The sequence below is a fragment of the Taklimakanibacter albus genome, from assembly GCF_016595235.1.
In the GTDB taxonomy this organism is placed as follows: domain Bacteria; phylum Pseudomonadota; class Alphaproteobacteria; order Rhizobiales; family Aestuariivirgaceae; genus Taklimakanibacter; species Taklimakanibacter albus.
This window is the reverse complement of record NZ_JAENHL010000007.1, coordinates 1,002,022-1,025,969: the sequence shown is the minus strand read 5'-3', so window position 1 is coordinate 1,025,969 and position 23,948 is coordinate 1,002,022. Positions and strand designations below refer to the sequence as shown.

General features: G+C 63.4%; 24 protein-coding genes. 17 read left to right on the top strand and 7 right to left on the bottom strand.

Annotated elements, in window-relative coordinates; genetic code table 11:
• The first annotated feature begins 262 nt into the window (after positions 1-262).
• Positions 263-1,315, top strand: coding sequence for a threonine aldolase family protein (locus tag JHL16_RS16515; RefSeq protein WP_200185976.1), 1,053 nt, complete (start codon positions 263-265; stop codon positions 1,313-1,315).
• Here the strand turns inward: JHL16_RS16515 and JHL16_RS16510 are convergent.
• Together JHL16_RS16510 and gcvA are read right to left on the bottom strand one after the other, a co-directional pair.
• Positions 1,312-2,190: a phosphotransferase family protein gene (locus JHL16_RS16510; protein WP_200185975.1), complete on the bottom strand. Its 879-nt coding sequence runs from the start codon at positions 2,188-2,190 to the stop codon at positions 1,312-1,314. The genes JHL16_RS16515 and JHL16_RS16510 overlap by 4 nt on opposite strands.
• Before the next feature lie 19 nt (positions 2,191-2,209).
• Entirely contained in the window at positions 2,210-3,115 is a 906-nt protein-coding gene (gene gcvA, locus JHL16_RS16505; RefSeq protein WP_200185974.1) for a transcriptional regulator GcvA, read from the bottom strand.
• A gap of 87 nt (positions 3,116-3,202) precedes the next feature.
• Between gcvA and solA the strand changes: the two genes are divergently transcribed.
• Genes solA through JHL16_RS16485 form a run of 4 tightly spaced genes read left to right on the top strand, consistent with a single transcriptional unit; the run spans position 3,203 to position 6,328 of the window.
• Positions 3,203-4,375: an N-methyl-L-tryptophan oxidase gene (gene solA, locus JHL16_RS16500; protein ID WP_200185973.1), complete on the top strand. Its 1,173-nt coding sequence runs from the start codon at positions 3,203-3,205 to the stop codon at positions 4,373-4,375.
• Positions 4,372-5,133, top strand: coding sequence for an ABC transporter substrate-binding protein (locus JHL16_RS16495; RefSeq protein WP_200185972.1), 762 nt, complete (start codon positions 4,372-4,374; stop codon positions 5,131-5,133). Before solA ends, JHL16_RS16495 begins: the two co-directional genes overlap by 4 nt.
• Positions 5,134-5,156: 23 nt before the next feature.
• Complete coding sequence (locus JHL16_RS16490) at positions 5,157-5,957, top strand: amino acid ABC transporter permease (protein WP_200185971.1); 801 nt, start codon at positions 5,157-5,159, stop codon at positions 5,955-5,957.
• A 35-nt stretch (positions 5,958-5,992) separates the two neighbouring features.
• Complete coding sequence (locus tag JHL16_RS16485) at positions 5,993-6,328, top strand: antibiotic biosynthesis monooxygenase family protein (RefSeq protein ID WP_200185970.1); 336 nt, start codon at positions 5,993-5,995, stop codon at positions 6,326-6,328.
• On the opposite strand, the gene JHL16_RS16480 is transcribed toward JHL16_RS16485, so the two are convergent.
• A complete protein-coding gene (locus JHL16_RS16480; protein WP_200185969.1) occupies positions 6,325-7,329 on the bottom strand; it encodes a 4-hydroxyproline epimerase in 1,005 nt (334 codons plus the stop codon). The two genes, JHL16_RS16485 and JHL16_RS16480, sit on opposite strands and share 4 nt — an antisense overlap.
• Before the next feature lie 380 nt (positions 7,330-7,709).
• On the opposite strand from JHL16_RS16480, the gene JHL16_RS16475 reads away from it, so the two are divergent.
• The 6 genes from JHL16_RS16475 to JHL16_RS16450 all read left to right on the top strand — a co-directional run bounded on the left by JHL16_RS16475 (position 7,710) and on the right by JHL16_RS16450 (position 13,753).
• Complete coding sequence (locus tag JHL16_RS16475; protein WP_200185968.1) at positions 7,710-8,567, top strand: FAD binding domain-containing protein; 858 nt, start codon at positions 7,710-7,712, stop codon at positions 8,565-8,567.
• A gap of 1 nt (position 8,568) precedes the next feature.
• Positions 8,569-9,045: a (2Fe-2S)-binding protein gene (locus JHL16_RS16470; RefSeq protein WP_137856202.1), complete on the top strand. Its 477-nt coding sequence runs from the start codon at positions 8,569-8,571 to the stop codon at positions 9,043-9,045.
• Between the two features lie 3 nt (positions 9,046-9,048).
• Positions 9,049-11,328, top strand: a complete 2,280-nt coding sequence (locus tag JHL16_RS16465) for a xanthine dehydrogenase family protein molybdopterin-binding subunit (protein ID WP_200185967.1) — start codon at positions 9,049-9,051, stop codon at positions 11,326-11,328.
• Between the two features lie 160 nt (positions 11,329-11,488).
• Positions 11,489-11,734: a MoaD/ThiS family protein gene (locus JHL16_RS16460; protein ID WP_137856204.1), complete on the top strand. Its 246-nt coding sequence runs from the start codon at positions 11,489-11,491 to the stop codon at positions 11,732-11,734.
• A gap of 311 nt (positions 11,735-12,045) precedes the next feature.
• Positions 12,046-13,317: an NAD(P)/FAD-dependent oxidoreductase gene (locus JHL16_RS16455; RefSeq protein ID WP_200185966.1), complete on the top strand. Its 1,272-nt coding sequence runs from the start codon at positions 12,046-12,048 to the stop codon at positions 13,315-13,317.
• Between the two features lie 97 nt (positions 13,318-13,414).
• Positions 13,415-13,753, top strand: coding sequence for a DUF3088 domain-containing protein (locus tag JHL16_RS16450; RefSeq protein ID WP_200185965.1), 339 nt, complete (start codon positions 13,415-13,417; stop codon positions 13,751-13,753).
• On the opposite strand, the gene JHL16_RS16445 is transcribed toward JHL16_RS16450, so the two are convergent.
• Together JHL16_RS16445 and JHL16_RS16440 are read right to left on the bottom strand one after the other, a co-directional pair.
• A complete protein-coding gene (locus JHL16_RS16445; protein ID WP_200185964.1) occupies positions 13,750-14,937 on the bottom strand; it encodes a MalY/PatB family protein in 1,188 nt (395 codons plus the stop codon). The two genes, JHL16_RS16450 and JHL16_RS16445, sit on opposite strands and share 4 nt — an antisense overlap.
• Positions 14,938-14,968: 31 nt before the next feature.
• A complete protein-coding gene (locus JHL16_RS16440) occupies positions 14,969-16,330 on the bottom strand; it encodes an aminotransferase-like domain-containing protein (RefSeq protein ID WP_200185963.1) in 1,362 nt (453 codons plus the stop codon).
• Positions 16,331-16,422: 92 nt separating this feature from the next.
• Here JHL16_RS16440 and JHL16_RS16435 point away from each other — a divergent pair, with 92 nt between their 5' ends.
• Genes JHL16_RS16435 through JHL16_RS16415 form a run of 5 tightly spaced genes read left to right on the top strand, consistent with a single transcriptional unit; the run spans position 16,423 to position 20,646 of the window.
• A complete protein-coding gene (locus tag JHL16_RS16435) occupies positions 16,423-17,151 on the top strand; it encodes an aspartate/glutamate racemase family protein (protein ID WP_200185962.1) in 729 nt (242 codons plus the stop codon).
• Positions 17,148-18,020, top strand: coding sequence for an ectoine/hydroxyectoine ABC transporter substrate-binding protein EhuB (gene ehuB, locus JHL16_RS16430; RefSeq protein WP_200185961.1), 873 nt, complete (start codon positions 17,148-17,150; stop codon positions 18,018-18,020). Before JHL16_RS16435 ends, ehuB begins: the two co-directional genes overlap by 4 nt.
• A complete protein-coding gene (gene ehuC / locus JHL16_RS16425; RefSeq protein ID WP_348647221.1) occupies positions 18,017-18,703 on the top strand; it encodes an ectoine/hydroxyectoine ABC transporter permease subunit EhuC in 687 nt (228 codons plus the stop codon). The genes ehuB and ehuC overlap by 4 nt, the downstream gene beginning before the upstream one ends.
• Positions 18,693-19,346 (top strand): ectoine/hydroxyectoine ABC transporter permease subunit EhuD, encoded by a 654-nt coding sequence (gene ehuD / locus JHL16_RS16420; protein ID WP_200185960.1) that lies wholly within the window; start codon positions 18,693-18,695, stop codon positions 19,344-19,346. Before ehuC ends, ehuD begins: the two co-directional genes overlap by 11 nt.
• A gap of 55 nt (positions 19,347-19,401) precedes the next feature.
• Positions 19,402-20,646 carry a M24 family metallopeptidase gene (locus tag JHL16_RS16415; protein WP_200185959.1) on the top strand — a complete coding sequence of 415 codons (1,245 nt, stop codon included), beginning with the start codon at positions 19,402-19,404 and terminating at the stop codon, positions 20,644-20,646.
• Between the two features lie 6 nt (positions 20,647-20,652).
• Here JHL16_RS16415 and JHL16_RS16410 read toward each other — a convergent pair whose 3' ends face one another.
• Both JHL16_RS16410 and JHL16_RS16405 read right to left on the bottom strand, forming a co-directional pair.
• Complete coding sequence (locus JHL16_RS16410; RefSeq protein ID WP_200185958.1) at positions 20,653-21,570, bottom strand: DMT family transporter; 918 nt, start codon at positions 21,568-21,570, stop codon at positions 20,653-20,655.
• The gene (locus JHL16_RS16405) at positions 21,567-22,259 is read right to left on the bottom strand and encodes a glutathione binding-like protein (protein ID WP_200185957.1); all 693 of its coding nucleotides are present in this window, start codon (positions 22,257-22,259) and stop codon (positions 21,567-21,569) included. The genes JHL16_RS16410 and JHL16_RS16405 overlap by 4 nt, the downstream gene beginning before the upstream one ends.
• A gap of 199 nt (positions 22,260-22,458) precedes the next feature.
• Between JHL16_RS16405 and JHL16_RS16400 the strand changes: the two genes are divergently transcribed.
• Positions 22,459-23,943: an amidase gene (locus tag JHL16_RS16400; RefSeq protein WP_200185956.1), complete on the top strand. Its 1,485-nt coding sequence runs from the start codon at positions 22,459-22,461 to the stop codon at positions 23,941-23,943.
• Positions 23,944-23,948: the final 5 nt, after the last annotated feature.

Here is a 23,948-nt window from a genome sequence, read left to right as displayed (position 1 = left end):
ATCGACCGGTTTATTGGTCGTCGTGTTCAGAGCCATATTGGCGGCGGTCCGGATCATCCGGGCTGTTCCTGAACTTGTTGCGCTGCAAAAGGACAGTCATGCTGTCCTTTTTCTATATGTCAGATGAAACCCTGGGGCGCAAGTAAAGAATGGCGTTCAGATGCAGATCGAAACAAAATTGCGTGAAGTCAGATTGCGGTTGGGGGTTGGCAGTTTCGCGCGGCTTGAGTAGGCATCTCGTCCTCACCGAAAGGCCCAGCCCATGAATTTCGCGTCCGACAATGTCTACGGCATCCACCCCAAGATCCTTGCCGCCATCGAAGCGGCCAATCAGGGGACAACCCCCTCCTATGGCTATGACGACTATTCGAAGCGCGCGGAAGATAAGCTCTCGGAGGTCTTCGAGAAAGAGGTGCGCGCCTTTCTGGTGACAACCGGCACGGCGGCGAACGGGCTGGCGCTCTCGGCGCTGACGCCGTCCTATGGCGCCGTGTTCACCCATAATGAGGCGCATAGCGCGATCGATGAATGCAACAGCCCGGAGATGTTCACCGGCGGCGCCAAGATCATCGGGCTCGAAGGTGTCGAAGGCAAGCTCACGCCGCCGATCATCGAGAAGGTGCTGAAAGGCTTCCTGCGCGGCGAGCATGATCCGAAGCCGGCGGCGCTGTCGATCACCAACTCGACGGAGCTCGGCCGTGTCTACAAGCCGGATGAGATCAAAGCGCTTTCAACCGTCGCCAAGTCACGTAAGATGAAGTTCCACACCGACGGCGCGCGCTTCGCCAATGCGGTGGCCGCGCTCGGCGTGAAACCCGCCGACATCACCTGGAAAGCCGGCATCGATGTCATGTCCTTCGGCGGCACCAAGAATGGCGGCATGCTGCTCGAGGCGGTCGTCTTCTTCGACACGGCGCTGGCGGAAGATTTCCTCTACCGGCGCATGCGCGGCGGCCAGCTCATCTCCAAGAGCCGCTTCCTCGGCACCCAGATGCTGGCCTATCTCGAAGGCGGCCTGTGGCTCGACAATGCGCGCATCGCCAATGGCCTGGCCCAGCGCCTGGCGAAGGGCCTGCTGCAATCGAACCGCATCCGCATCCCGCTCCCCGTTGAAGCCAATGAGATCTTCGCGGTGATGCCGCTGGCGCTGCACGACAAGCTCCTCGCTGCGGGTGCGCATTTCCATCAATGGGGTCTCGACATTCTGGGGCGGGATGGCATCGCGGAAGACGAAGTCTTCTGCCGCTTCGTGCTGTCCTTCGCGACGCCCGAAGCGGATGTCGATCGTTTCCTCAGCTTGGTGAAGCAAGGCTAGCCCAAGGGGTGACGGTCCTTTGCCCAGGCAGCCAGTTGATCGTGGAGCATTTCCACATAATGCGGATCATCGGCGAGCTCGGCCAGGTCCGACAGCCGGTGCATGCCGATCAGCAGGCTGATCCGTTCTGAATTGATCGGCCTGCCGGTCATGCGCCCGTAGCGATCGACGATTTTCCACGTCAGCTCGGGCGCGATGAGAGACGAATAGACGAAATCCTGATGCAGGGGGCCAAAACCTGAATCGGCGAAGTCGTAGACGCCGTTGAGGCGCTGCGTCCCGTGGTCGAACGCCATGTTCCAGCCATGGCCGTCGAAGAAGCCGTAAGTCATGCCCAAGGGATCGGCCGGCAGTTCCTCATAAGCGGTGATCGTTCTCTCGCACAAAAGGCGAAGCTCATCGGGCATCAGCGGCAGCGCCTTGGCGCGAATCTCCGATACCGGGCGCCAGGGGAGTATCTCTGTTGCGCCGGCCTGGCGCATCGATAGCGGATCGAGCGCGTGGATCTCGGCATAGAAGCGCGCCAGCTCCTCGGCGAGCTTTTCGCGCGCCGCAGGCCTGAGCTTTTCATAATGCTCTCTCAGCAGGTGCTCGCCTTTGATCTTCGTGTGGCGCGAGAACAGCATCGGGTCCTCGATGAGCGCGAGATCCGGTACCGGCATCGACAGATGCGGGCGCACCGCCGCGAGGATCCGCGCCTCGCGGCGCAAGGCGCGCTCGGCCTCGGGCCCCTTCGGAAATTTGAAGATCAGGCGGTCGTCGACGTCGAGCGCCAGCGAATGAAAGCCCATGGTCAGCGGGCGGAAGCTCGCTCCCGCGAGTTCGGGAAAGGCACGAAGGACGGCGTCGCGATAGAGTGTGATGTCTTCAGTCATTGCTTCTGTTCTGGGGATGTCAGGCGGTATGGGCCGTCATTTCCTCGGTGATCCATTCGCGGAAGGCGAGGGCGGCGATCCGGTTCCGGGGCGTCTTGGACCAGACGAGATGATAGGCGTAGCGCGATGGGATCTCGGTCTTGAAAGGCTTCACCAGTCGGCCGACCTTGAGATCGTCGGCAACGAGGAGGCCGCGCACGAGCGCTATGCCTTGCCCGTCGATGGCCGCCGCGATCATGTCGCTCAGGCTATCAAAGCGAGGTCCTTGTGTCACCACGCGCTTGCGGGTGCCGGCCGCGGCGAGCCAGGCCGGCCAATATTCGTGTTTCACATCCGCATCGCGCAGCAAGGTGCAGCCGAAGATATCATCGACGTCATGGAAGCTCGCGGCGAGCAGATCGGGGCTGCAGACCGGAAAGATCGTCTCGCGCAACAGTTCTTCCGAGCGGAAGCCGCGCCAGCGGCCGGTGCCGTAGAGTATGCCGAGATCGGCGCCGCATTCCTGGATCTCGCTCGCCTCGATGGCCGGGAAGAGGGCGAGATCGATATCGGGATGACGTCCGCGAAAGCGTGGCAGCCTCGCGACCAGCCAGCGGGTCGACAGTGAGGGAATGACCGCCAGCGACAGGTCGCTCGCCGGCGCGTCGGCGCAGACATGGCCGGTCACTTCCGCGATCATCTCGAGCGCTTGCCGGACAGTGGGGGCAAAAAGCTCGCCGGCGCGGGTCAGAGCGAGGCGGCGGGTCAGCCGGTCGAACAGCGTCTTGCCGAGTGATTCCTCGAGGAGCTGCACCTGCTGGCTCACCGCGGATTGGGTGATGTTCAGCTCACGGGCGGCAGCCGTGAAGCTGCGCAGCCGGGCGGCGGCCTCGAAAGCCCGCAGGGTCTGCAAAGGCGGCAGCCGGCGCATATCAGGAAATCTCATCCATAAGCATTGCTTATGCATGGTGATCAGGAATCGCCGTTTGTCAAGCCGGGCCGGATCGCGTGCCTATAGCGCATGAACGATGCAATGAATTTCCATGTGGCGGTGATCGGCGGCGGCGTTATGGGCTGTGCCGCCGCCCGCGCGATGGCGGCCCGAAACGAACGTGTCGTCCTCTTCGAAGCGGCGGAGGTCGGACATAAGAAGGGCAGCTCCCAGGGCCAGACCCGCATCATTCGCCTCGCCTATAGCGATCCCTTCTATATCCCGTTGTGCCGCGCCGCCTATCCGGCATGGCGGCGGCTCGAAGCGGAAGCGGGCGAACCGCTTCTCCATGTTTCCGGTGGCCTCGATATCGCGATGGGGGATGTGCCGTCCTGGCAGGCGACAGCCGCCGCGATGAAGGTGGCAGAGGTGCCGCATGAAGTGCTCGACCGCGCTGGCCTCGCCCGCCGCTTTCCGCAGTTCCGGCTTCCGGATGACGCGGTGGGTCTGTTCCAGCCCGATGCGGCTGTCCTGCATGCCGATCGCTGCCTTGCCGCCCTGGCAGACAATGCCCGGCAATCAGGTGCGACCTTCAAGGAATATGAAGCGGTTCTTTCGGTGCGGCCGGTCGCGGCGGGCTTCGAGATCAAGACGAGGAAAGGCAGCTATCGCGCCGATCGCCTGGTGGTCGCCGCGGGCGTCCGTACGAATGAAATGCTCTGTGGATTGGCACTCGATCTGCCGCTCACCGTCTCGAAGGAGCAGGTCGCTTATTTCCAGCCGCGCGAGCGTGCTCACTTCGTCGCCGGAACATTTCCCGTCTTCATCCTTCATCTCGGCGGCAAATTGCTGAGCTCCGGCTTCCCGCTCATCCGCGAGGACGGCATGAAGCTCATGATCGAGAATAAACGCGCGGCGGCGGATGATGACGACGCGCCGGATCTCCGGCTTCTCGTCGATCTCGAAAGACAGGTCCGGCGCATATTGCCGGGCCTTTACCCGGAAGCGGCGCGGGTGGAGACCTGCCGCTACACGCTCACCCCGGATGAGGATTTCATCATCGACCGGCATCCGCGCGATCCGCGGATCACCGTCATTTCGGCCTGCTCCGGCCATGGCTTCAAATTCGCGCCGCTGTTCGGCGAAGCGGTCGCCGATCTCAGCACGCACAGGACGCCGTCGATCGACCTCGGTCCGTTCCGGATCGATCGTCCGGCGCTCAAGCAAAACCTCACGGCAAGTGAGGATGTCGGCAACAGGAGGAGATCGTCATGAAGTCTGCACTATGGATGGCGCTTGCGCTGGTCCTGACGGCCATCGCGCCGGCGGGAGCGCGCGACCTGGCGGAGATCAAGGCCACGGGAACGATCAGGATCGCCACCGAAGGCGCCACACCGCCCTTCAACTATTTCGAAGGCGAGAAGCTCACCGGCTTCGATGTCGATCTCGGCAGTGCCGTCGCTGAAAAGCTCGGCCTCAAGGTGGAATGGGTGACGCTCGCTTTCGACGGTTTGCTCGTCGGGCTCGATCATGATCGCTACGATATCGTCGTCGCCGGCCACGGCATCACGCCCGAGCGCCAGAAGGCGGTCGATTTCAGCACGCCCTATGTGTGCAGCGGCGCCGCCATCGTCGCCAAGGAGGGTGGGGCGCGGACCGTCGCCGATCTCGCCGGCAAGATGGTCGGCGTGCAGGTGGGCACAACCTATCTGACCGCGGTGCGCGACGTGCCGGGTGTGAAGGAGGTCAAGACCTTTCCGAAGGACACGGATGCGCTGCAGAACCTGGTCTCCGGCCGCACCGATGTGTGGATCTCCGACAAGCTGACCGCGCTCACCGCCGCCGAGAAGGCGCCGGACGCCAAACTGCAGATCGGCGATCTTCTCTATGAGGAACGTTACGGCATGGCTTTTAAGAAGGGCAATGACACGCTGCGCGATGCGGTCGATGCGGCCGTGCGCGACATGCTGGCCGATGGCGGCTACAAGCGGATATCCGAGCATTATTTCAAGCAGGACATCCGATGCCCGTGACGGCATCGAGGGAGGAGGCGCCCATGCCGCCAGAGCTGATGATATCCGCGCCGCGCCGAAGCACGCTCCTCGATTGGCTCCCTGATCCTGAAGGCCGCGTCATGATCGGCGCGGCCGCCGCCATGTTCCTCGTGCTGTGGATCCTGCCGGTGCCGCTGGCGGCGATGCCCGAGCCCATCGGGCCGGCGGCGGCGCAATTCGGCAATGGCGCGCGCATGACGATCCTGCTCACCGTCACCTCGGGCAGCCTCGGCCTTCTCGCGGGCGTCGTCGTCGCCCTCATGCGGCTCTCGCGCAACCGCGGGCTCCAGCATATTGCCGGCTTCTATCTCTGGATCATTCGCGGGACACCGCTCCTGGTCCAGATCCTCTTCGTCTATTTCGCCTTGCCGGCGCTCCTGCCGGGGCTCGAGCTGTCCGATTTCTGGTCGGCCGTGCTGGCGCTTTCGCTCAATGTCGGCGCTTACAATTCCGAGGTCATTCGCGCCGGGCTGCTCGGCGTGCCGAAGGGCCAGCGCGAGGCGGCGCAGGCGCTCGGCTTGTCGCCCATCTATGCACTGGCGCTGGTGATCCTGCCGCAGGCGATCCGGCTCTGCCTGCCCCCGCTCGTCAATAACATGGTGTCGCTGCTCAAGGATTCGAGCCTGGCCTATGTGATCGGTGTGGTCGAGCTTTCACTGATCGGCAACCGCGTCCAGGCAGAAAGCTTCCGGCCGGTGCCGGTCTTCATCGCGGTGGCCGGCATCTATCTGACACTGACGACATTGCTGACGGCATTCAGTCATGCTCTCGAGCAAAGACTCGCACGGAGCACGATCAGATGACCCGACCCTGAACTCGACATCCCAAGGAGGACGCCATGACTGCGAAGATCATACTGCGCCGCTGGAGTGGGCGCCTCAGGACCGCCGATGAAGACGATTATCTCGTCTACTTCAACCGGACGGGCGCCGTCGATTACGGCCGCACGCCCGGAAATCTCGGCTTCCAGATCATCATGCGCGCGCTGGGCGACGGTGTCAGCGAGGTCACGACGCTGAGCTGGTGGGAATCGATGGAGGCGATCAAGGCCTTTGCCGGCGATGCGCCGGAAGTCGCCCGCTATTACCCGGAAGATGATCGCTTTCTCGTCGAGCGGCCGCCCAATGTCGATCACTACCGCGTCTTCGGCGGGCGGGTCAGCCTGTCGCTCTAGACGACCTGGAAGCCTTTCACATAGGGATCGCGGTCGTCGAGGAAGATCGTGTTGAAGCCAGTGATGCGGGCCCAGCCTTCGATCGAGGGGATGATCGCGTCAAGGCCGCCGACCTTGGCGCGGCCTTCGATGCGGCCTTTGAAGGTCGAGCCGATGATCGATTCATGGACGAAGACGTCCTTGTCGCCGAGCCGGCCGGTGGCGGCGAGCTGCGCCATGCGCGCCGAGGTGCCGGTGCCGCAAGGCGAGCGGTCGATGGCCTTGTCGCCATAGAAGACGGCGTTGCGGGCCGTTCCTTCAGCCGTCTGCGCTTTGCCGGTCCACAGCACATGGGTCAGGCGGTCGATCGCTGGATTCTCCGGATGCGCGATCTTGTGGCGGGTATTGAAGGCGTCACGGAGCTTGGGCGACCAGCGCAGTATGTCGGCCGGCTTTACGTCGGCCAGATCGCGATAATTCTCCTGTGCCTCGACGATGGCGTAGAAATTGCCACCATAGGCGACATCGACGGTGAGCTCGCCCAGGCCTTCGACCGTGACCGTGTAGCCGCGGCCCAGCAGGAAAGAGGGGACATTGACGATGCGCACACGCTCGACGATATCGCCGTTCTTCTCGTAATGCGCCTCGACGAGACCCGCCGGCGTGTCGAGCTTCAGAACGCCCGGCGTCCTCGGCGTGACGAGACCTTGCTCGAGAATGAAGGTGACGGTGCCGATCGTGCCGTGGCCGCACATCGGCAGGCAACCCGAGGTTTCGATGAAGAGAATCGCGACGTCACAATCTTCGCGTGTCGGCGGATAGAGAATCGAGCCCGACATCATGTCGTGGCCGCGCGGCTCGAACATCAGTCCGGTGCGGATCCAGTCATAGCGCTTCAGAAAATCCTGACGGCGCTCGAACATGGTGGCGCCGGCGAGCCGCGGCACGCTGCCGCCCGTAACCACGCGGACCGGATTGCCGCAAGTATGCCCGTCGATACAGAAAAATGTAGATTTTGCCATGACTTAGCTCGTAAAGCTCAGTTTTTCAGATTTGTACATTGTATAAAATATAAAAACAAGTGAGAATCAGTTGTCCCTGAAATCTTCACGGAAGATGCAGACTTCGAGGCGGTAGCGGAGCCGTTCAAACTGATCGCTCGCTTTCATCCGACAATGTCGTAAGAAAACCGGGTACGTGATGCAGCAATGACATGTCGTAGTGCATTCTTGCAGCGTATCCGTCGGACGAAAAGTCTCACCACACGCAATCTTCGCCGGCTTGTATTGACGGCCAAGGGGCTGGTGGATGACAATCGCGCTTCGGAATGGGGCGGTGCTTTCTCCAAGCCCTGAACGTTCCAGCGTGATCCGCACGCAAGCAACCCAGGTGGATAGGATTTATGCGATACGAAGCACCCAGCTCGACCAAGGCCGCGGTTACCCTCCTCACGAAAGAAAAAGGCAAGTCAGCCATCCTCGCGGGAGGAACCGATCTCCTCGTCCGCCTGAAGGGTGGTTTCGTCGAGCCTGATCTCATCGTCGACATCAAGCGCATTCCGGCCATGCGCGAAATCAAGAAGACAGCCTCCGGCTTCCAGGTCGGCGCCGCGGTATCGGGCAATGAGCTCGGCGCCAGCGTCGTCAAGAAGGCCTGGCCCGGAGTTGTCGAAGCGGCCAACCTCATCGGCTCCAAGCAGGTGCAGGGCCGCTGCACCATGGTGGGTAATCTCTGCAACGCCTCGCCCGCCGCCGACAGCGTGCCGGCGCTGGTCGCCGCGGGCGCCCAGGCCGTGATCGTCGGCCCCAAGAAGAAGCGCACCGTTCCGGTCGAGAAGATCGCGACGGGACCGGGCCGCACCAGCCTCGCCAAGGGCGAGATCGTCGAATCACTGCTGCTGCCGAAGCGTCCGGCGCGCGCCGGTGACGCCTATCTGCGCTTCATCCCGCGTTCCGAAATGGACATCGCGGTGGTGTCGGCCGGCGTCAGCCTCGTGCTCGACGCCAAGGGCGTGGTCAAGGAAGCCCGTGTGGCGCTTGGTGCGGTCGCGCCGACCGTGCTGCTCGTGGCGCCCGCCGCCAAGGCGATCATCGGCAGCAAGCTCGACGATGCGGCGCTCGACAAGCTCGCCGCCGCGTGCTCGGCCGCCTGCTCGCCGATCGACGACAAGCGCGGCACCATCGAATTCAGAACCAAAGTCGCAGGCGTGCTGGCAAAGCGGGCTGCAAAAATCGCGTATCAGCGCGCAGGAGGCAAATAATATGGCTGGCGTTCACGTATCCACCACCGTCAACGGCGATCCGGCCGAATTCGTCTGCGATCCGGATGAGCCGCTGCTCGATGTGCTGCGCAACCGTCTCGGCCTCACCGGCGCCAAGGAAGGCTGCGGCACCGGCGATTGCGGCGCTTGCAGCGTCACCGTCGATGGCGAGCTCGTCTGCTCCTGCCTCGTTCTCGGCGCCGAAGTGGAAGGCCGCAAGATCGAGACCATCGAGGGCATGGCGGATGGCGACAAGCTGCACCCGCTGCAGCGCAAGTTCATCGAGCATGCCGCTCTTCAGTGCGGCATCTGCACGCCCGGTTTCCTGATCGCGGCGCGCGCACTCCTCAAGAAAAATGCCAACCCGACCGAAGAGGAAATCCGCTTCGGACTCGCCGGCAATCTTTGCCGTTGCACCGGCTATGACAAGATCGTGCGCGCCGTGCAGGACGCCGCCCGTGAGATGAGAGGAGCCTGATCCATGGCTTATGACACCAACTTTACCGGCCAGAAGTTCAAAGTCGTCGGCACCCGTCCGCTGCGTCCCGACGGCCTCGACAAGGTGACGGGCCGCGCCCGCTACGGTGCCGATGTTTCCGCGCCGGGCCAGCTCGTGGGCCGCGTGCTGCGCTCGCCGCATGCCCATGCCAAGATCGTCAAGATCGACACGTCGAAAGCCGAAAAGCTTCCCGGCGTGAAGGCGGTCATCACCAGCGCCGATCTGCCCGATCTCACCAATGGCGATGCCGGGATGTACGACATCCTGGTCAACTGCATGGCGCGCGGGAAAGCGCTCTATGACGGCCACGCGGTGGCCGCCGTTGCCGCGGTCGATGCCGCGACGGCGCGCAAGGCGCTCAAGCTCATCAATGTCGAATACAAGATCCTCCCGCATGTGACCGATGTCGACGAGGCGGTGAAGCCCGGCGCCCCGGTGCTGCATTCGAAAATGTTCACCGACGGCGTCGAGCCCAAGCCGACGAAGGCCTCCAATGTCGCCAAGCGGACCGAATTCGGCCATGGCGATGTCGAGAAGGGCTTCAAGGAGGCCGATGTCATCGTCGAGCGCAGCTTCAAGACCGAGCAGACGCATCAGGGCTATATCGAGCCGCATGCCTGCCTCGCCAATCTCGGGTCCGACGGCCAGGGTGAGATGTGGGTGTGCACGCAAGGCCACTTCGTCTATCGCAATACCTGCGCCACGCTTCTCGGCCTCGATGCCGCGAAGCTGCGCGTGACGGCGTCGGAGATCGGCGGCGGCTTCGGCGGCAAGACCCATGTCTGGGCCGAACCTCTGGCGCTCGCGCTGTCGCGCAAGGCCAACCGGCCGGTCAAGCTGGTGATGACCCGCGATGAGGTGTTCAAGGCCTCGGGTCCGACGAGCTCGACCTCGATCGACGTCAAGATCGGCGCCACCAAGGACGGCCGCATCACCGCGGCCACCGCGACGTTGCGCTATCAGGGCGGCCCGTTCCTCGGCATGTGGGCCGAGCTCGGCGCCATGACCTCCTATGCCTGCTACGACCTCAAGAACGTGAAGACGGTCGGCTATGAAGTCGTGGTCAACCGGCCGAAGGTCGCCGCCTATCGCGCACCCTCGGCGCCGATGGCCGCCTTCGCGGTCGAAAGCGTGGTCGACGAGCTTGCCCATAAGATCGGCATGGATGCGGTCGCGTTCCGCATCAAGAACGCCGCCAAGGAGGGCACCAAATCCTCCTACGGCCCGACCTATGGTCCGATCGGCATCGGCCCGACGCTCGAAGCGGCCAAGAACCACCCGCATATGAAGGCGCCGCTCAAGAAGAATCAGGGACGCGGCATGGCTTGCGGCTTCTGGTTCAATTTCGGCGGCCAGACCTCCACGTCACTGAACGTCACGCCCGACGGCTCGGTGAACGTATCGGTCGGCACGATCGATGTCGGCGGCTCGCGCGCCTCCATGGCGCTCATCGCCGCCGAGGAGCTGGGCGTGCCTTATGAGAATGTGCGCTGCGTCGTGGCGGATACGAGCTCGCTCGGCCACAACGACATGAGCGACGGCAGTCGCGTGACCTTCTCCTCCGGCATGAACACGGTGATCGCCGCGCGCAATGCCAAGAAGGTGCTCATCCAGCGCGCCGCCAAGATGTGGGATATCCCGGAAGAAGCAGTCACCTGGGAAGACGGCCACGCGAAGCCCGCCGGCGCCAATGCCGGCAACTTCCCGCCGCTCTCGCTCAAGGAGATCGCGGCGGCCGCCGGCAATACCGGCGGTCCGATCGCCGGCCACAATGAGTTCGTGGCCGACGGCGCGGGTGTCAGCTTCGCCACTCATATCTGCGACGTCGAGCTCGATCCGGAAACCGGCGCCACCAAGATCATCCGCTATACGGTGATCCAGGATGCTGGCAAGGCGATCCATCCGTCCTATGTCGAGGGCCAGTATCAGGGCGGTGCCGCGCAAGGCATCGGCTGGGCGCTCAACGAGGAATATGTCTACGGCAAGGACGGGCGGCTGCAGAATGCCGGCTATCTCGATTATCGTATCCCGGTCTGCTCGGACCTGCCGATGATCGATACGGTCATTCTGGAGATTCCCAATCCGAACCATCCCTATGGCGTGCGTGGCGTGGGCGAAACATCGATCGTTCCGCCCTTGGCCGCGATCGCCAATGCCGTCTCCAACGCCGCGGGCGTGCGCATGACGCATATCCCGATGTCGCCGCCGCGCATTCTCAAGGCGCTCGACGACCAGGCGAAAACGAAGGCGAAGGCCGCCTAGTGTGCTGAACGCGAAGTTCCTGAAATCTGGCCACACGTGCCGACAGTAACTTCGCGTTCAAAAGCACACTAGAACTATAAATTTACTAGTGTCCTTTCGAATCCGAAGTTCGCTCGGAAGGTGCGGCGCTGTAGTGCGAACTTCGGATTCGAGACACTAGATGGTCAAAGTCGTGCTCTGGGGGTCGCTCAGGGCGGCCGCCGGGGGCACGGAGGCCGTCGAGGTCGAGGCCGGCAATATCCGCAGTTTGTTCAATAAGCTCGAGACCGAATATCCCGGTCTCGAGCCCCATATCAAACGCGGCATCGCCGTTTCCATCAATGGACGCATCTTCCGGGATTCGTGGGATGAACGAATCCCGGAAAATGCCGAAGTGTATCTCCTGCCGCGCATTGCCGGTGGGTAAATTCAGCACCCAGCATCTCTCCATTAGGCTGACTTTCCCTTCTCCCGCTTGCGGGAGAAGGTGGCCGAAGGCCGGATGAGGGTGTTCTCTCAGCTTCTGTAAAATCGCAAGTATGGGAAGTGTTGAGGCTTACTGTCTTATTCTCCTGACGAGCTGTCGTGAACTGAACCAACACCCTCATCCGCCCTACTGGGCACCTTCTCCCGCAAGCGGGAGAAGGGGAAATGAGGGAACAGGCTTTAGTGTCCTTACAGGTTGCTTAGCCGCAGCCGATCGCTCATTCTCCTTCGCGAAACCAGCGATAGGGTGAAGTGTTGAGCGACAATCCCGGTTTCTCGAAGCGGCCTCGGGTCGTCATCATCGGTGCCGGATTCGGCGGGCTGACGGCGGCCATAACGCTGCGCAAGGCACCCGTCGATGTGACCTTGCTCGACCAGCACAACTACCATCTGTTCCAGCCTTTGCTCTACCAGGTGGCGACCGCCGGGCTTTCACCGGCGCAGATCGCCTCGCCGATCCGGCGCATCGTGGCGCGCCAGAAGAACGTCACCGTCCTGATGGACAAGGTCGTCGATATCGATCCGCTCCAGCATGAAGTGGTGACCGCGACGCGCCGGCTGCCCTTCGATTATCTGATCGTCGCCACTGGCGCCCGGCATGCTTATTTCGGCAATGATCAATGGGAGGAATTCGCCCCCGGGCTCAAGCAGATCGACGAGGCGACCGAGATCCGCCGGCGGATTCTGCTGGCCTTCGAAAAAGCGGAGACGGCGACGGACGAGGCCGAGCGCCGCCGGCTGCTGACTTTCATCGTCGTCGGCGGCGGGCCGACCGGCGTCGAGATGGCGGGCGCCATCGCCGAGCTCGCGCACCGCACCTTGCGGCGCGATTTCCGTCATATCGATCCGACCGAAAGCCGGATCATCCTCATCGAGGCAGGTCCCCGCGTGTTGTCCGCCTTTCCGGAAAGCCTCTCGCAATCGGCGGCCGAGCAGCTGGCGAAGCTCGGCGTCACAGTCAGCACGGGCGCCGCCGTCACCGGCGTCGATGCGACGGGCATCGATCTCAAGGATGGCAGCCGCATCGGCGCCGGCACCATCATCTGGGCAGCGGGCGTTACAGCGTCGCCAGCCGCCAGGTGGCTCAAGGTTGACAGCGACCGCGCTGGCCGCGTCGTCGTCGATGCGATGCTGCACCCGGCCGGCTTAGAGAATATCTTCGTGATCGGTGACACCGCGACGGTGACCGACGGAAATGGCGTGGTGGCGCCAGGTATTGCGCCCGCCGCCAAGCAGATGGGCCATTATGCGGCGCGCGCCATCATCACCCGGATCGCGCAGCGGCCGGTCGGGCCGTTCAAATATCGCAACTATGGGAATCTCGCGACGATCGGGCGCAAATCGGCTGTCGCTGATTTCGGCAGCTTCCGGCTTTCCGGCTTCTTCGCCTGGGTCGTATGGTGCTTCGCCCATATCTGGTTCCTGATCGGCTTCCGCAACCGGATCATCGTCTTTCTCGACTGGGTCGTCGCCTATTTCTCCTTCGCGCGCGGCGCCCGGCTCATCACCGGTGGCGAAGACTGACCATACATTTCTTTTGAAAGGATGCCCCGCAATCGCCTTGTCAGCGCTTGGTCCGGCTTCCTATTCTGCGGTACATCGGAAGATGATGGGAGATATCATGGCGCGCGACAAGCTTTATCTGATCGAACCGGGTTTCAGCGATGCGGAAAGACCCGGACAACGCTTCGTCTGCCCGTCCTGCAATCGGGTCGAGGGCCTGCTGCGGAGCTTTCCCGAGCTTGCGGCGCAGCTCGATGTCGAGCGCGTCGCTTTCCCGCGTCCGCGCCGGCAGGTGATCGCCGAGATCGGCGAGGACAGTCAAAGCCTGCCGGTGCTCATCCTGTCCGGCGATGCGCCGGCCGATCTCCCCGTGGCCAACGGCAAGCGATTTGCGAGTGACATCGAGCGTATTCTGGCGCTCCTGTCCGATCGGCACGGCTTCCCGCGGCAGCACTAGCTCCGGCCGCGCACCGCGCGCACCATGCGCGCCAGCGCTTCGGCGAGGATCGGCCGCGTCGTCGCGAAATTCAGCCGCGCGAAGCGCTCGCAGGCCGGATCGAAGGCGGCGCCGGGGCTCAGCGCGACACGCGCCTTGTTCAGGAAGAAGTCGTAAGGCGTCTCGGTTAGATCGAGGGCGGAGAAATCGAGCCAGGCGAGATAGGTTGCTTCGGGTGAGCGGACTTTCACCTCGGGCAGGTCGCGCCCGATCGTGGCGATGAGCTCGTCGCGATTCGACTGGAGATGATCCAGCGCGCCGGCAAACCACGGCTCGCCGCTCGTCCAGGCCGCCACCGTCGCATCGATGCCGGTGACGCCGGGCGTGCCCAGGAGCCGCGGATGGATGCGCGCCTCGAAGCGCTGCTTCAGGGATTTCGAGCCGAAATGGACGACGCCGCAGCGCAAGCCCGCAAAGCCGTAGCTCTTGGTGGCGGAGGTGAGCGTCACGGTGCGCGACGCAGCTTCGTCTGAGATGCTGGCAAAGGGAATATGGCGGCGGCCGTCGAAGATGATATCGCTGTGGATCTCGTCCGAAATGACGATGAGATCCTTCTCGGCCGCCAGCTGCGCGAGCTTCTCCAGCTCCGCACGCTCGAGCACCCGGCCGGTCGGATTATGCGGGTTGCACAGGAAGAGCAGCTTCACATTGCCGTCCAGTCGTTCGGCAAGATCTTTGGCATCGATGACAAAACGCCGGCCGTCATCTGGCATCGGATTGGCGACGATGCGCCGGCCGGTGTCGCGGACGGCATCGCGAAAGGGCGGGTAGATCGGCGTCTGCATGGCGACGGCATCGCCTGGATCGGTGAAGGCGATCACGGAGGCAAACAGAGCCTGCACGAGATCGTTGATGACGAGCGTGTCGGCCGGATCGACGCGCCAGCCGAATTTCTGCTCCATGCGGCAGGCAAAGGCCTTGCTCGCCGCCATCGCGGGCTGATCGCCGTCGCGCAGCGCATAGCCATAATCGCCCTTGGCGGTGGACTTCTCCATCACACGCTGCACGCACGGGGCAACGGGAAAATCCATGTCGGCGACCCAGAGTGGAATGACATCCGGCTCATAGCGGCGCCATTTGAGGCTCTGGCGCTCGAGCAGTGTCGCGACCGAGATGTCGTTCAGGTGAAATGCGTCATTTGCCATGATGTTTCCGCTTGCAGGGATTTGGAGAAGATCAGCCGCCGAGAAGAACGGTCCGGCAGCTGGAAAGCGCCGACTGGAGCGCTTCCTCGGTGTCGACCGTGCACAGGCTGAGGCGAACGAGATTCTGCCGGCCGCCCGGATCGGCCGACATTTCGGAGCTCGGCAGCACCGCCACGCCCTGTTGCTGCATATGAGTTGAGAACTGCTCGGAGCGCCACGGCTCGGGCAGGCGGAGGAGCAGATGCAGCCCGGCATCATGGGTGATGATGTCGAAACCAGCGAGGATGCGGCGGGCCATGGTCTGGCGCCGCAGCGTGATCGCGCGCTGCCGCTCGACGAGCTTCTTCGCCGTTCCATCGAGTATCCAGTTGGCGGCGATCTGGCCCAGCAAAGGCGAGGTCATCCAGGTCGAAACCCTGATGGCGTTCAACGTATCGGCGCGCAGCGACGGCGGCACCAGCAGGAAGCCGACGCGCAAGCCTGGCGCCACGGATTTCGACAGGCTGGTGCAGAAGCAGGTGCGCTCGGGCGCGAAGGCCGCAAGCGGTGCCGGACGTTCCGCCGGCTTGAGAAGGGGGCCGTAAACATCATCCTCGATGATGATCAGATTGTGCTTGCGCGCGATCTCGGCAATCTGCCGGCGGCGGTCTTCCGGCAGGATGCCGAGTGTCGGATTCTGCAGATTGGGGACGAGGACCATCGCTTTCGGGCGCTCGCGCGTGGCGATCGCCTCCAAGGCCTCGGCGCGGACACCGTGCTGGTCGAGCGGCAAGGCGATGACGCGCAGGCCAAGGGTGCGGCAGGCGCCGATCACGGCGGGAGAGGTCAACTCCTCGAGCAGCACCAGATCACCCGGCCGCGCGACGGCGAGCAGCGACACGAAGACGCCATGGATGGCGCCCGATGTCATCAAGACGCGCTCGGCGGCGGCCTCGACGCCTAGCGACTTCATCCAGGCGGCGCCGGCGGCGAGATGGGCGGGATGGGCACTGCTCGGATGATACCGCAGCAGGTCGGCGGAGAAGGGCAGGGATTCGAGCGCCGTAAAGGTCTGGCTGAGCTCCTCGCGCGCCACCGACGGAAACGGGAAGTTGGAGCTCAGATCGAGCGCGCCGGCGCCGCCGGTCTTCGGCCAGGGGATGCGCTCGGGAACCGATGACATGCGCACGAAAGTGCCGCGGCCGACCTCGCCCGCGACGACCCCCATCTCGGCGGCGAGGTCATAGGCCTTCGACACCGTGGAGAGATTCATCTTCAGGCGACGGGCAACGGTGCGGCGCGGCGGCAGGCGGGTGCCCGGCAATAATTCGCCGGCGCGCACGGCCTGGGCGATGGCCTGCGCCAGCGCGGCGTATTTGGGGCCCGCCGAGGGCTGAAGCTTGGGTGTCCACATTGTATGCCACACAATTCTCTAGGCTATCACTCAATCAATAACATTGTTTGGTGGCGTCACCAAGCTCTACGGTGCCGGAAAGAGGAGTTGTCATGCAGAAGCTTGGTTTGATCGGTGGAATGAGTTGGCAAAGCACGGCGATATATTATCGGCATATGAACGAGATCGCGCGGCAAAGGCTGGGCGATCTCCATTCGGCCGATCTCATCCTGCGCTCGCTCGATTTCGCCCAGGTTGCCGAACGTCAACACAGCGGCGACTGGGACGGGCTTGCCGACATTCTCGTCGCGGCCGGCCGTGATCTCGAAAAAGCCGGCGCCGCGGCGCTGGTTCTGTGCACCAATACGATGCATCTCCTGGCCGAGCGCATCGAGGCGGCGGTTGCGATCCCGCTCATTCACATCGCCGATGCGACGGCCTCCGCCATCCGCCACTCGCCATCGCGCCATCCGGCCTTGCTCGCCACCCGCTTCACCATGGAGCGCGATTTCTATCGCGGCCGGCTGCAGGCTGCGCACGGCCTCCCCACCATCATCCCGGAGGAGACGGCGCGCCTGGCGATCCATCGCATCATCTATGAGGAGCTGTGCGAAGGCATCGTCAAGCCGGAGTCCAAACGTCAATATGTGGCCGAGGTGGCGCGGCTGCGCCAGCAGGGCGCCGACGGCGTGATCCTCGGCTGCACCGAGATCACCATGCTGATCGGGCAGGACGATTTCAACATTCCCGTATTCGACACGACCTGGCTCCATTCCAAGGCCGCCATGGACTTCGCGTTGGGCGGCGGGCTTCCAAGAAAACACAAGGAGGAAACGGCATGACCGGCAAACTGGCTCGATTGAAATATGCGGCACTGGCGACGGCGCTGTTCGCGTCACTTCCCCTGGCCGAGGCAGCCTCAACGCTCGAAACCGCCAAGGAGACGGGCAAGATCACCGTCGGTCTCGCCAATGAGAAGCCCTATGCCTATATCGAGGTCGACGGCAAGCTGACGGGCGCCATCATCGAGGTACTGCGCGCCGCTTTGGCGCCGCTCGGCATCACGCAGATCGAGGCGAGCGTGAGCGAGTTTTCGGCGCTGGTGCCCGGCGTCATGGCAAGCCGCTTCGACATCATCGGCGCCGGCATGTATGTGACGCCCAAACGCTGCGAAAGCATCGCCTTCACCAACCCGCTGACGCAGATCGCCACGGTCCTCGCCGCACCCGCCGGCAATCCGAACAAGATCCATTCGCTCGAAGATATCGCCGCCTCGCCGACGCTCAAGATCGGCAGCCAGGTCGGCACCGCGCAAGTGGAGGACCTGCACCGGGCCGGCATTCCCGACGACCGGATCGTGCTGTTCTCGCGCGATGTCGAGGCGATGGCGGGCCTGCGCGCCGGGCGTGTCGATGCGATCTACTATCCGGCCCTCGAGCTCGGCGAGCTCATCGCCAAGAACGGCGGCAACGAGGTCGAGCGCGTGGAGCCTTTCACGATTGCCAAAGGCCCCGACGGCAAGCCCTTGCTCAATTTTCAGTCGCTCGGCTTCCGCAAGGAGGACAAGGACTTCATCGCCGCCCTCAATGAGCAGATCGCCGCCTTGCACAGCTTGGGCAAGCTCGTCGAGATCCTGAAGCCTTTCGGCTTCGTCGCGCAGGATCTGCCCGACCTCGCCATCACCGCCGACAAGATCTGCGCCGGAACGTGACGGACGTCGTCGATGTCTTGACCAGGGCAGGGGCGCTCCTGCCGCTCCTCGCGCAGGGCGCCCTGGTCACGCTCGAGATCGCCGCGATGTCTCTCGTCGCGGCGATTTTGGTCGCCTTCGTCGTCGGAACGGCCCGGCTTTCGGCCATATCCGCCATCCGTGTCGCGGCCCTGGTCTTCCTCGAGATCTTCCGCGGCACGTCATTGGTCGTGCAGCTGTTCTTCTTCTATTTCATCCTGCCGCTGCATGATGTGCGCCTCAGCGCCGAGGCGACGGCGGTCCTGGCGATCGGGCTCAATCTCGGCGCTTATGGCTCCGAGATCGTGCGCTCCGCCATTAAGAGCATCGGCAAAGGGCAGATCGAGGCGGCCTTGAGCCTGTCGTTGCCGCGCTGGATCACCTTCTCGCGCGTCATCCTTCCGCAAGCTTTGATGATCATGCTGCCGAGCTTCGGCAATCTCGCCATCGAGATCGCCAAGGCGACCGCGCTAGTCTCTCTCATCACCATCACCGATCTCACCCAGACCGGGCACAATCTCATCACCGCGACAGGCGAGACCTCGCTGGTCTGGCTGATCATCCTGTTGATCTATCTCCTCATCAACACGCCGCTCAATCTTTTCGTGTCCTGGGCGGAGAAATGGGCCAGCCGGTCTCGGCGGGGAAAGTCCAATGCCGTTTGATTTCGGCTTCGCGCTCAGCATCCTGCCGATCCTCCTCAAGGGCGCGGTGGTGACGGTGATCGCGACTTTCGGCGGTTTTGCCGGGGCGCTGGTCGGTGGCGCCGTCGTCGCCGCGGCCAACCGCTCGCGCCTGCTCGTCTTGCGCCTCTTCGCCCGCGTCTTCGTCTATGTCGTACGTAACACGCCGCTGCTGGTGCAGCTTTATTTCGTGTTTTACGTGCTGCCGGGTTTCGGCATCACGATCGATGCTCTGGCGGCGGGCATATTGGGCTTGTCGATCCACTATTCCGCCTTCACCGCCGAGATCTATCGCGCCGGCATCGGCGCCGTTCCGCGGGGACAGTTCGAAGCCGCCGATGCCCTCGGCCTCAATCTCTGGCACAAATGGGTGCTGGTCGTCGCACCACAGGCGATCAGGCCGGTACTGCCGGTGCTCGGCAATTATCTGATCGGCATGTTCAAGGAGACGCCTATTCTCGCGGCGATCACGATCATCGAGCTCTTCGGGGCGGCGCAGGATATCGCCGGCAAGACCTATCGCTACAACGAACCTTATACGCTGGTGGCGGTCATCTTCCTCCTGATCAGCATTCCCTGCTCCCTGGTCGTCAGAAGGCTCGATACCACACGGGGGCGGGCCTGAAGACGCATGAGAATCTGCTATTGTCTTCTTTTTGATCCTTTCGGAGCATGACGTGATGACTGGTTTTGTGGATAGGGAACGTGCGACGCGGCTGCTCGCGGGAGCTGGCATGGATGCCCTGGTCCTGTGCGAGCCTGAATCTTTCCATTATGCCACCGGCGCGCCCATGGGGCCGGCCGGCCTGTTCCGGCGCGCCGGGGCCGGATTTGGCGTCATCGGCCGCGATGCGAGCCTGCCGATCGGCGTCATCATCGCCGACTTCAATGCAAAGCAGGCGCAATCGCCCGCGAACCGCGTGCTGACTCACCCGATCTGGATAGAGACGGCCAGGCTGCCCGAGGCAGAAGCGGCAGCGCCGCTCGGTGCGCGTATCGAAGCCGGTCTCAGGGCGCTTGGCCGCGCCCCTGATTTCACGCGCCCGGCGACTTTCGATCTCGCCCGCTCGATGGCCCAGCTGAAGACGTTGCTCGCCGACTATGGGCTCGGCCGCGCGCGGATCGGCTTCGATCTCGATTTCATTCCCGCCGCCGATCTCGAGGCGATCAAGTCCTTGCTGCCGGATTGCATCATCGTCAACGGCTCGCCGGTCTTCGAGCAACTGCGTGCCGTGAAGTCGGCGCGCGAGATCGAGCTTCTGCGGCAGGGCCTCGCCTTTTCGGAGGCGGGGATGATCCGGCTCAAGGACGGCGCGCGGCCGGGCATGCGGCAAGCCGATCTTGTCGCGCTCTATCGCCAAGGTGCTGGAGAGGCGGCGAGCGCCCAGGGGATACAGATTTCGACCGCCGAATATCTCACCGTCGGCGCCAATGCCAAAGCGGCGGACATGCCTTTGGAAGTGGGAGACCCGATCAAGGCCGACATGATCTGCACGGTGAATGGCTACGCATCCGACATGTCGCGGAATTTCGTGCTCGGCCCACCCAGCGCCGATCAGCGTGAGCTGCACGCCATCGCCGAGCGCGCTTTCGAGGCGGGGTTGGCGCAATTGAGGCCTGGCAGGAAATTGTCGCAAGTCCATGATGCGGCAACGCAGTGGCTGGCGCGCGAGGGCCTTGCCTCCTATCGCCGCGGGCATTTCGGCCATGGCGTCGGCTATTCGGTATTCTCCGAGCAATGGCCGTTCATCGCCGCCGACAGCGCGGTCGAGATCGAGCCCGGCATGGTGCTGGCCTATGAGATCCCGCTCTATGTCGAAGGCTTGGCGAGCTACAATCTCGAAGACCAGTTCCTGATCACCGAGGACGGACCGGTTTCGATGAACCGCCTGCCGCGCGAGCTCCTGGTGATGCCGGGCAAGTGAGCGCCGTCATTTCGGCCGGATGGGCCGTCTTTCATTGGCCAGCAGAACACCGAGCAGAACGATGATGCCGCCGGCGATTTCATGCAGGCTTGTCGTCTCGCCGAGGACGAGAAAGCCGAGCAGCACCGTCCAGGCCGGCGTCAGATAGCCGTTCATCGAGCCGAGTGTCGGGCCGGCGCGGCGCAGAATGCTCATGAACAGCACGATCGGCAGCGCGGTGGCGAAGATGCCGAGCGCCGACAAGGCGAGCAGATGCTCGGGCGCGGCGGCGAAGGCTTGCGGCCCGAAGAACACCAGAACGGCGAGTGTGGCCGGAATGCCGGAGAAAGCCTGCTGGCCCAATGCCAGGCGCGCCGGCTCGGCGACGGGTATGGAGCGCACATAGAGGGAGCCGAGCGCATAGCTGACGGCGGTGACGATCATCGCGAGCGGTCCCCAAAAGCTGCCCGACTGCAGGCTGTCGCCCGAAGGCCCGATCAGGACGGCCATGCCGGCGAAGCCGACCAGCACGCCGCAGAGACGCCTGGGGCTGAGGCGCTCATCGGCGAAGAGGAAATGCGCGAGGACTGCCACCATCAAAGGCGCCGTCGCCTGCATCATCGAGGTGAGGCCGGCGGCGATCTGGGTCAGTGCATAGGCGGTGAGCGTGTTGGGGATGAGGCCCTGCAGCAGACCGAGCACCGCCCAATCGCGCCATTCGCGCCCCTTGGGCAGGACGGGTTGCCCACGCCACATGACCCAGAGCGCCAGGAGGCCGCCGCCCATCAGGCCGCGCAAGGCGGTGAGCGGCAGCGGCGCCAGATCGGCGCCGATCAGCTTCATCAGGAGAAAGGAGGTGGCCCAGAGAAAGGAGCAGAGCAGCATCTGCGCCAGAACCGGCGAGCGGCTTGCGGCTCTCTCCAAAGCCAGCGTCTCAGTGTTCATGAAGCGGTTTGCGTCCCGAACAGAATCTTGCGCTCCGCCGCCGAGATCGGTTTCGGCGACGAATAGGAATCGTGAATACCGGCATAGGCCCTGATCACTGCCGGGCGCCTCGCGATGGTCTCGAACCAGCGCTGGAGATGCGGGTGATCGTCGAGCGACTGGAGATGGCCCTTATGCGGGACGATCCAGGGATAACAGGCCATGTCGGCGATCGAATAATCGCCGGCGATGAAGTCGCGGTCGGCGAGCTGCCTGTCCAGCACCTTGTACAGCCGGGTCGTCTCGCGCGCATAACGGTCGATCGCATAAGGCACTTTCTCCGGCGCATAGACATTGAAGTGGCCGATCTGGCCGGCCATCGGGCCGAGCCCGCCCATCTGCCAGAACAGCCACTTGATCACGTCGTTGCGGCCCCTGAGGTCCTTCGGCAGGAAGCGGCCGATCTTGTCGGCAAGATAAAGCAGCATGGCGCCCGATTCGAACAGGGCGATCGGCTTGCCGCCATCGACGGGGGCGTGGTCGACCAAAGCCGGGATCTTGTTGTTGGGCGAAACCTTAAGGAAGTCCGGCCTGAACTGCTCGCCCTTGCCGATATCGACCTTGATGACGCGATGCGGAAGCTGTGTCTCCTCGAAGAACAGCTTCATCTTGAGACCGTTGGGTGTGCCGCAATAATAAAGATCGATCATTTCCTGGTCCGTATTTCGTTTCCCGTGTCACAATGCGGTGATGCGGTGCACCGTGACAGCACCAAAAATGACGTATCGGAGTGGGCCAAAGCCAGTTCTTTCCAGCCGGCCGGACGTATGCCTGATATGCGTTGGCGCATTGTGTCGAATGGCGAACGACGGCTAAGATTGCAGTCCTAAACTAATATGCGGAGGAACCATGGCGGGCGACGATCTCTCTTATGCTTCGGCGGGCAGCATCGCTGAGGCGATCAAGACCAAGAAGCTTTCACCGGTCGAAGTGGTCGACCACTTCATCAAACGCATCGAGACACGCAATCCGAGCCTCAATGCGGTGGTGCATCTGGCGCCGGAAGAGGCCCGCAAGGCCGCCAAGGCGGCCGAGCAGGCAGTGATGGACGGCAAGACGCTCGGCCCCCTTCATGGCGTGCCGGTGGCGATCAAGGATCTCTTCGATTTCAAGCCGGGCTGGCCGGCGACGCTTGGCGGCATCCGGGCGCTCAAGGACTTCAAGCCGCCTTTCACCTGTCCCTTCGCCGAGCGCATCGAACAGCGCGGTGGCGCCATCATCGTCGGCAAGACCAACAGCCCGGTCATGGGCTTTCGCGGCGTCACCGACAATTATCTGTTCGGGCCGACCGGCAATCCCTTCGACACGACGAAAAATCCCGGCGGCTCGTCGGGCGGCAGCGCCGCGGCGGTGGCCGACGGCCTGTTGCCGCTGGCGGAAGGCACCGATGGCGGCGGCTCGATCCGCATCCCGGCCTCCTGGTGCGGCGTCTATGGCTACAAGGCTGCTTTCGGGCGCCTGCCTTTGTGGAACCGGCCCAATGCTTTTTCGGCCGAGACGCCCTTCATCTTCGAGGGCCCGATCACCCGCAATGTGAAGGACGCCGCCTTGGCGCTGACGGCGCTCGCCGGCTATGACCGGCGCGATCCTTACGCGCTCGATGAGACGGTGGACTTCCTCGGCGCGCTCGATCGCCCGATCAAGGGCATGCGCATCGCCTACAGTCCCAATTTCGATGTCTTCCCGGTCGATCCGGAAGTCGCCGAAACGACACGCAAGGCGGTAGAAGCGCTGCGCGAGGCGGGCGCCGTCATCACCGACGTCAAGCTCGGCATCAAACGCTCGCATATGGAGCTGTCCGATCTGTGGTGCCAGATCATCATGCCGCTCAATGTGAGCGGCGTCGCCAGCCTGAAGGCGGCGGGCTACGATCTTCTCGGCAAACACCGCGCCGACCTGCCGCCCGAATATCTCTATTGGTTCGACCGTTACAAGGACATGACGGCGGCGGCGCTCAACGAGGCGCAGATCGTGCGCACCGAGATCTATGACGCGGTGCAGAATGTCTTCGCCGATCACGACATTCTGATCTCGCCGACGCTAGGCTGCCTGCCGGTCACCAATGCCAAGGACGGCAATACGCTGGGACCGGAGACGGTGGCGGGCGAAAAGGTCAACCGGCTCATCGGCTGGTGCCTCACTTTCCCGATCAACTTCACCGGCAATCCGGCGGCGTCGATCCCGGCCGGCCTCGCCAAGGGCATGCCGGTCGGCATGCAGATCATCGGCAAACGCTACGCCGATGCCGATGTGCTGGCGGTGAGTGCTGCCTTCGAGCGCCTGCGTCCTTGGGAGCAGACTTACGATATTTGCCGCGCGCGCAAACTATCATAGTCTAG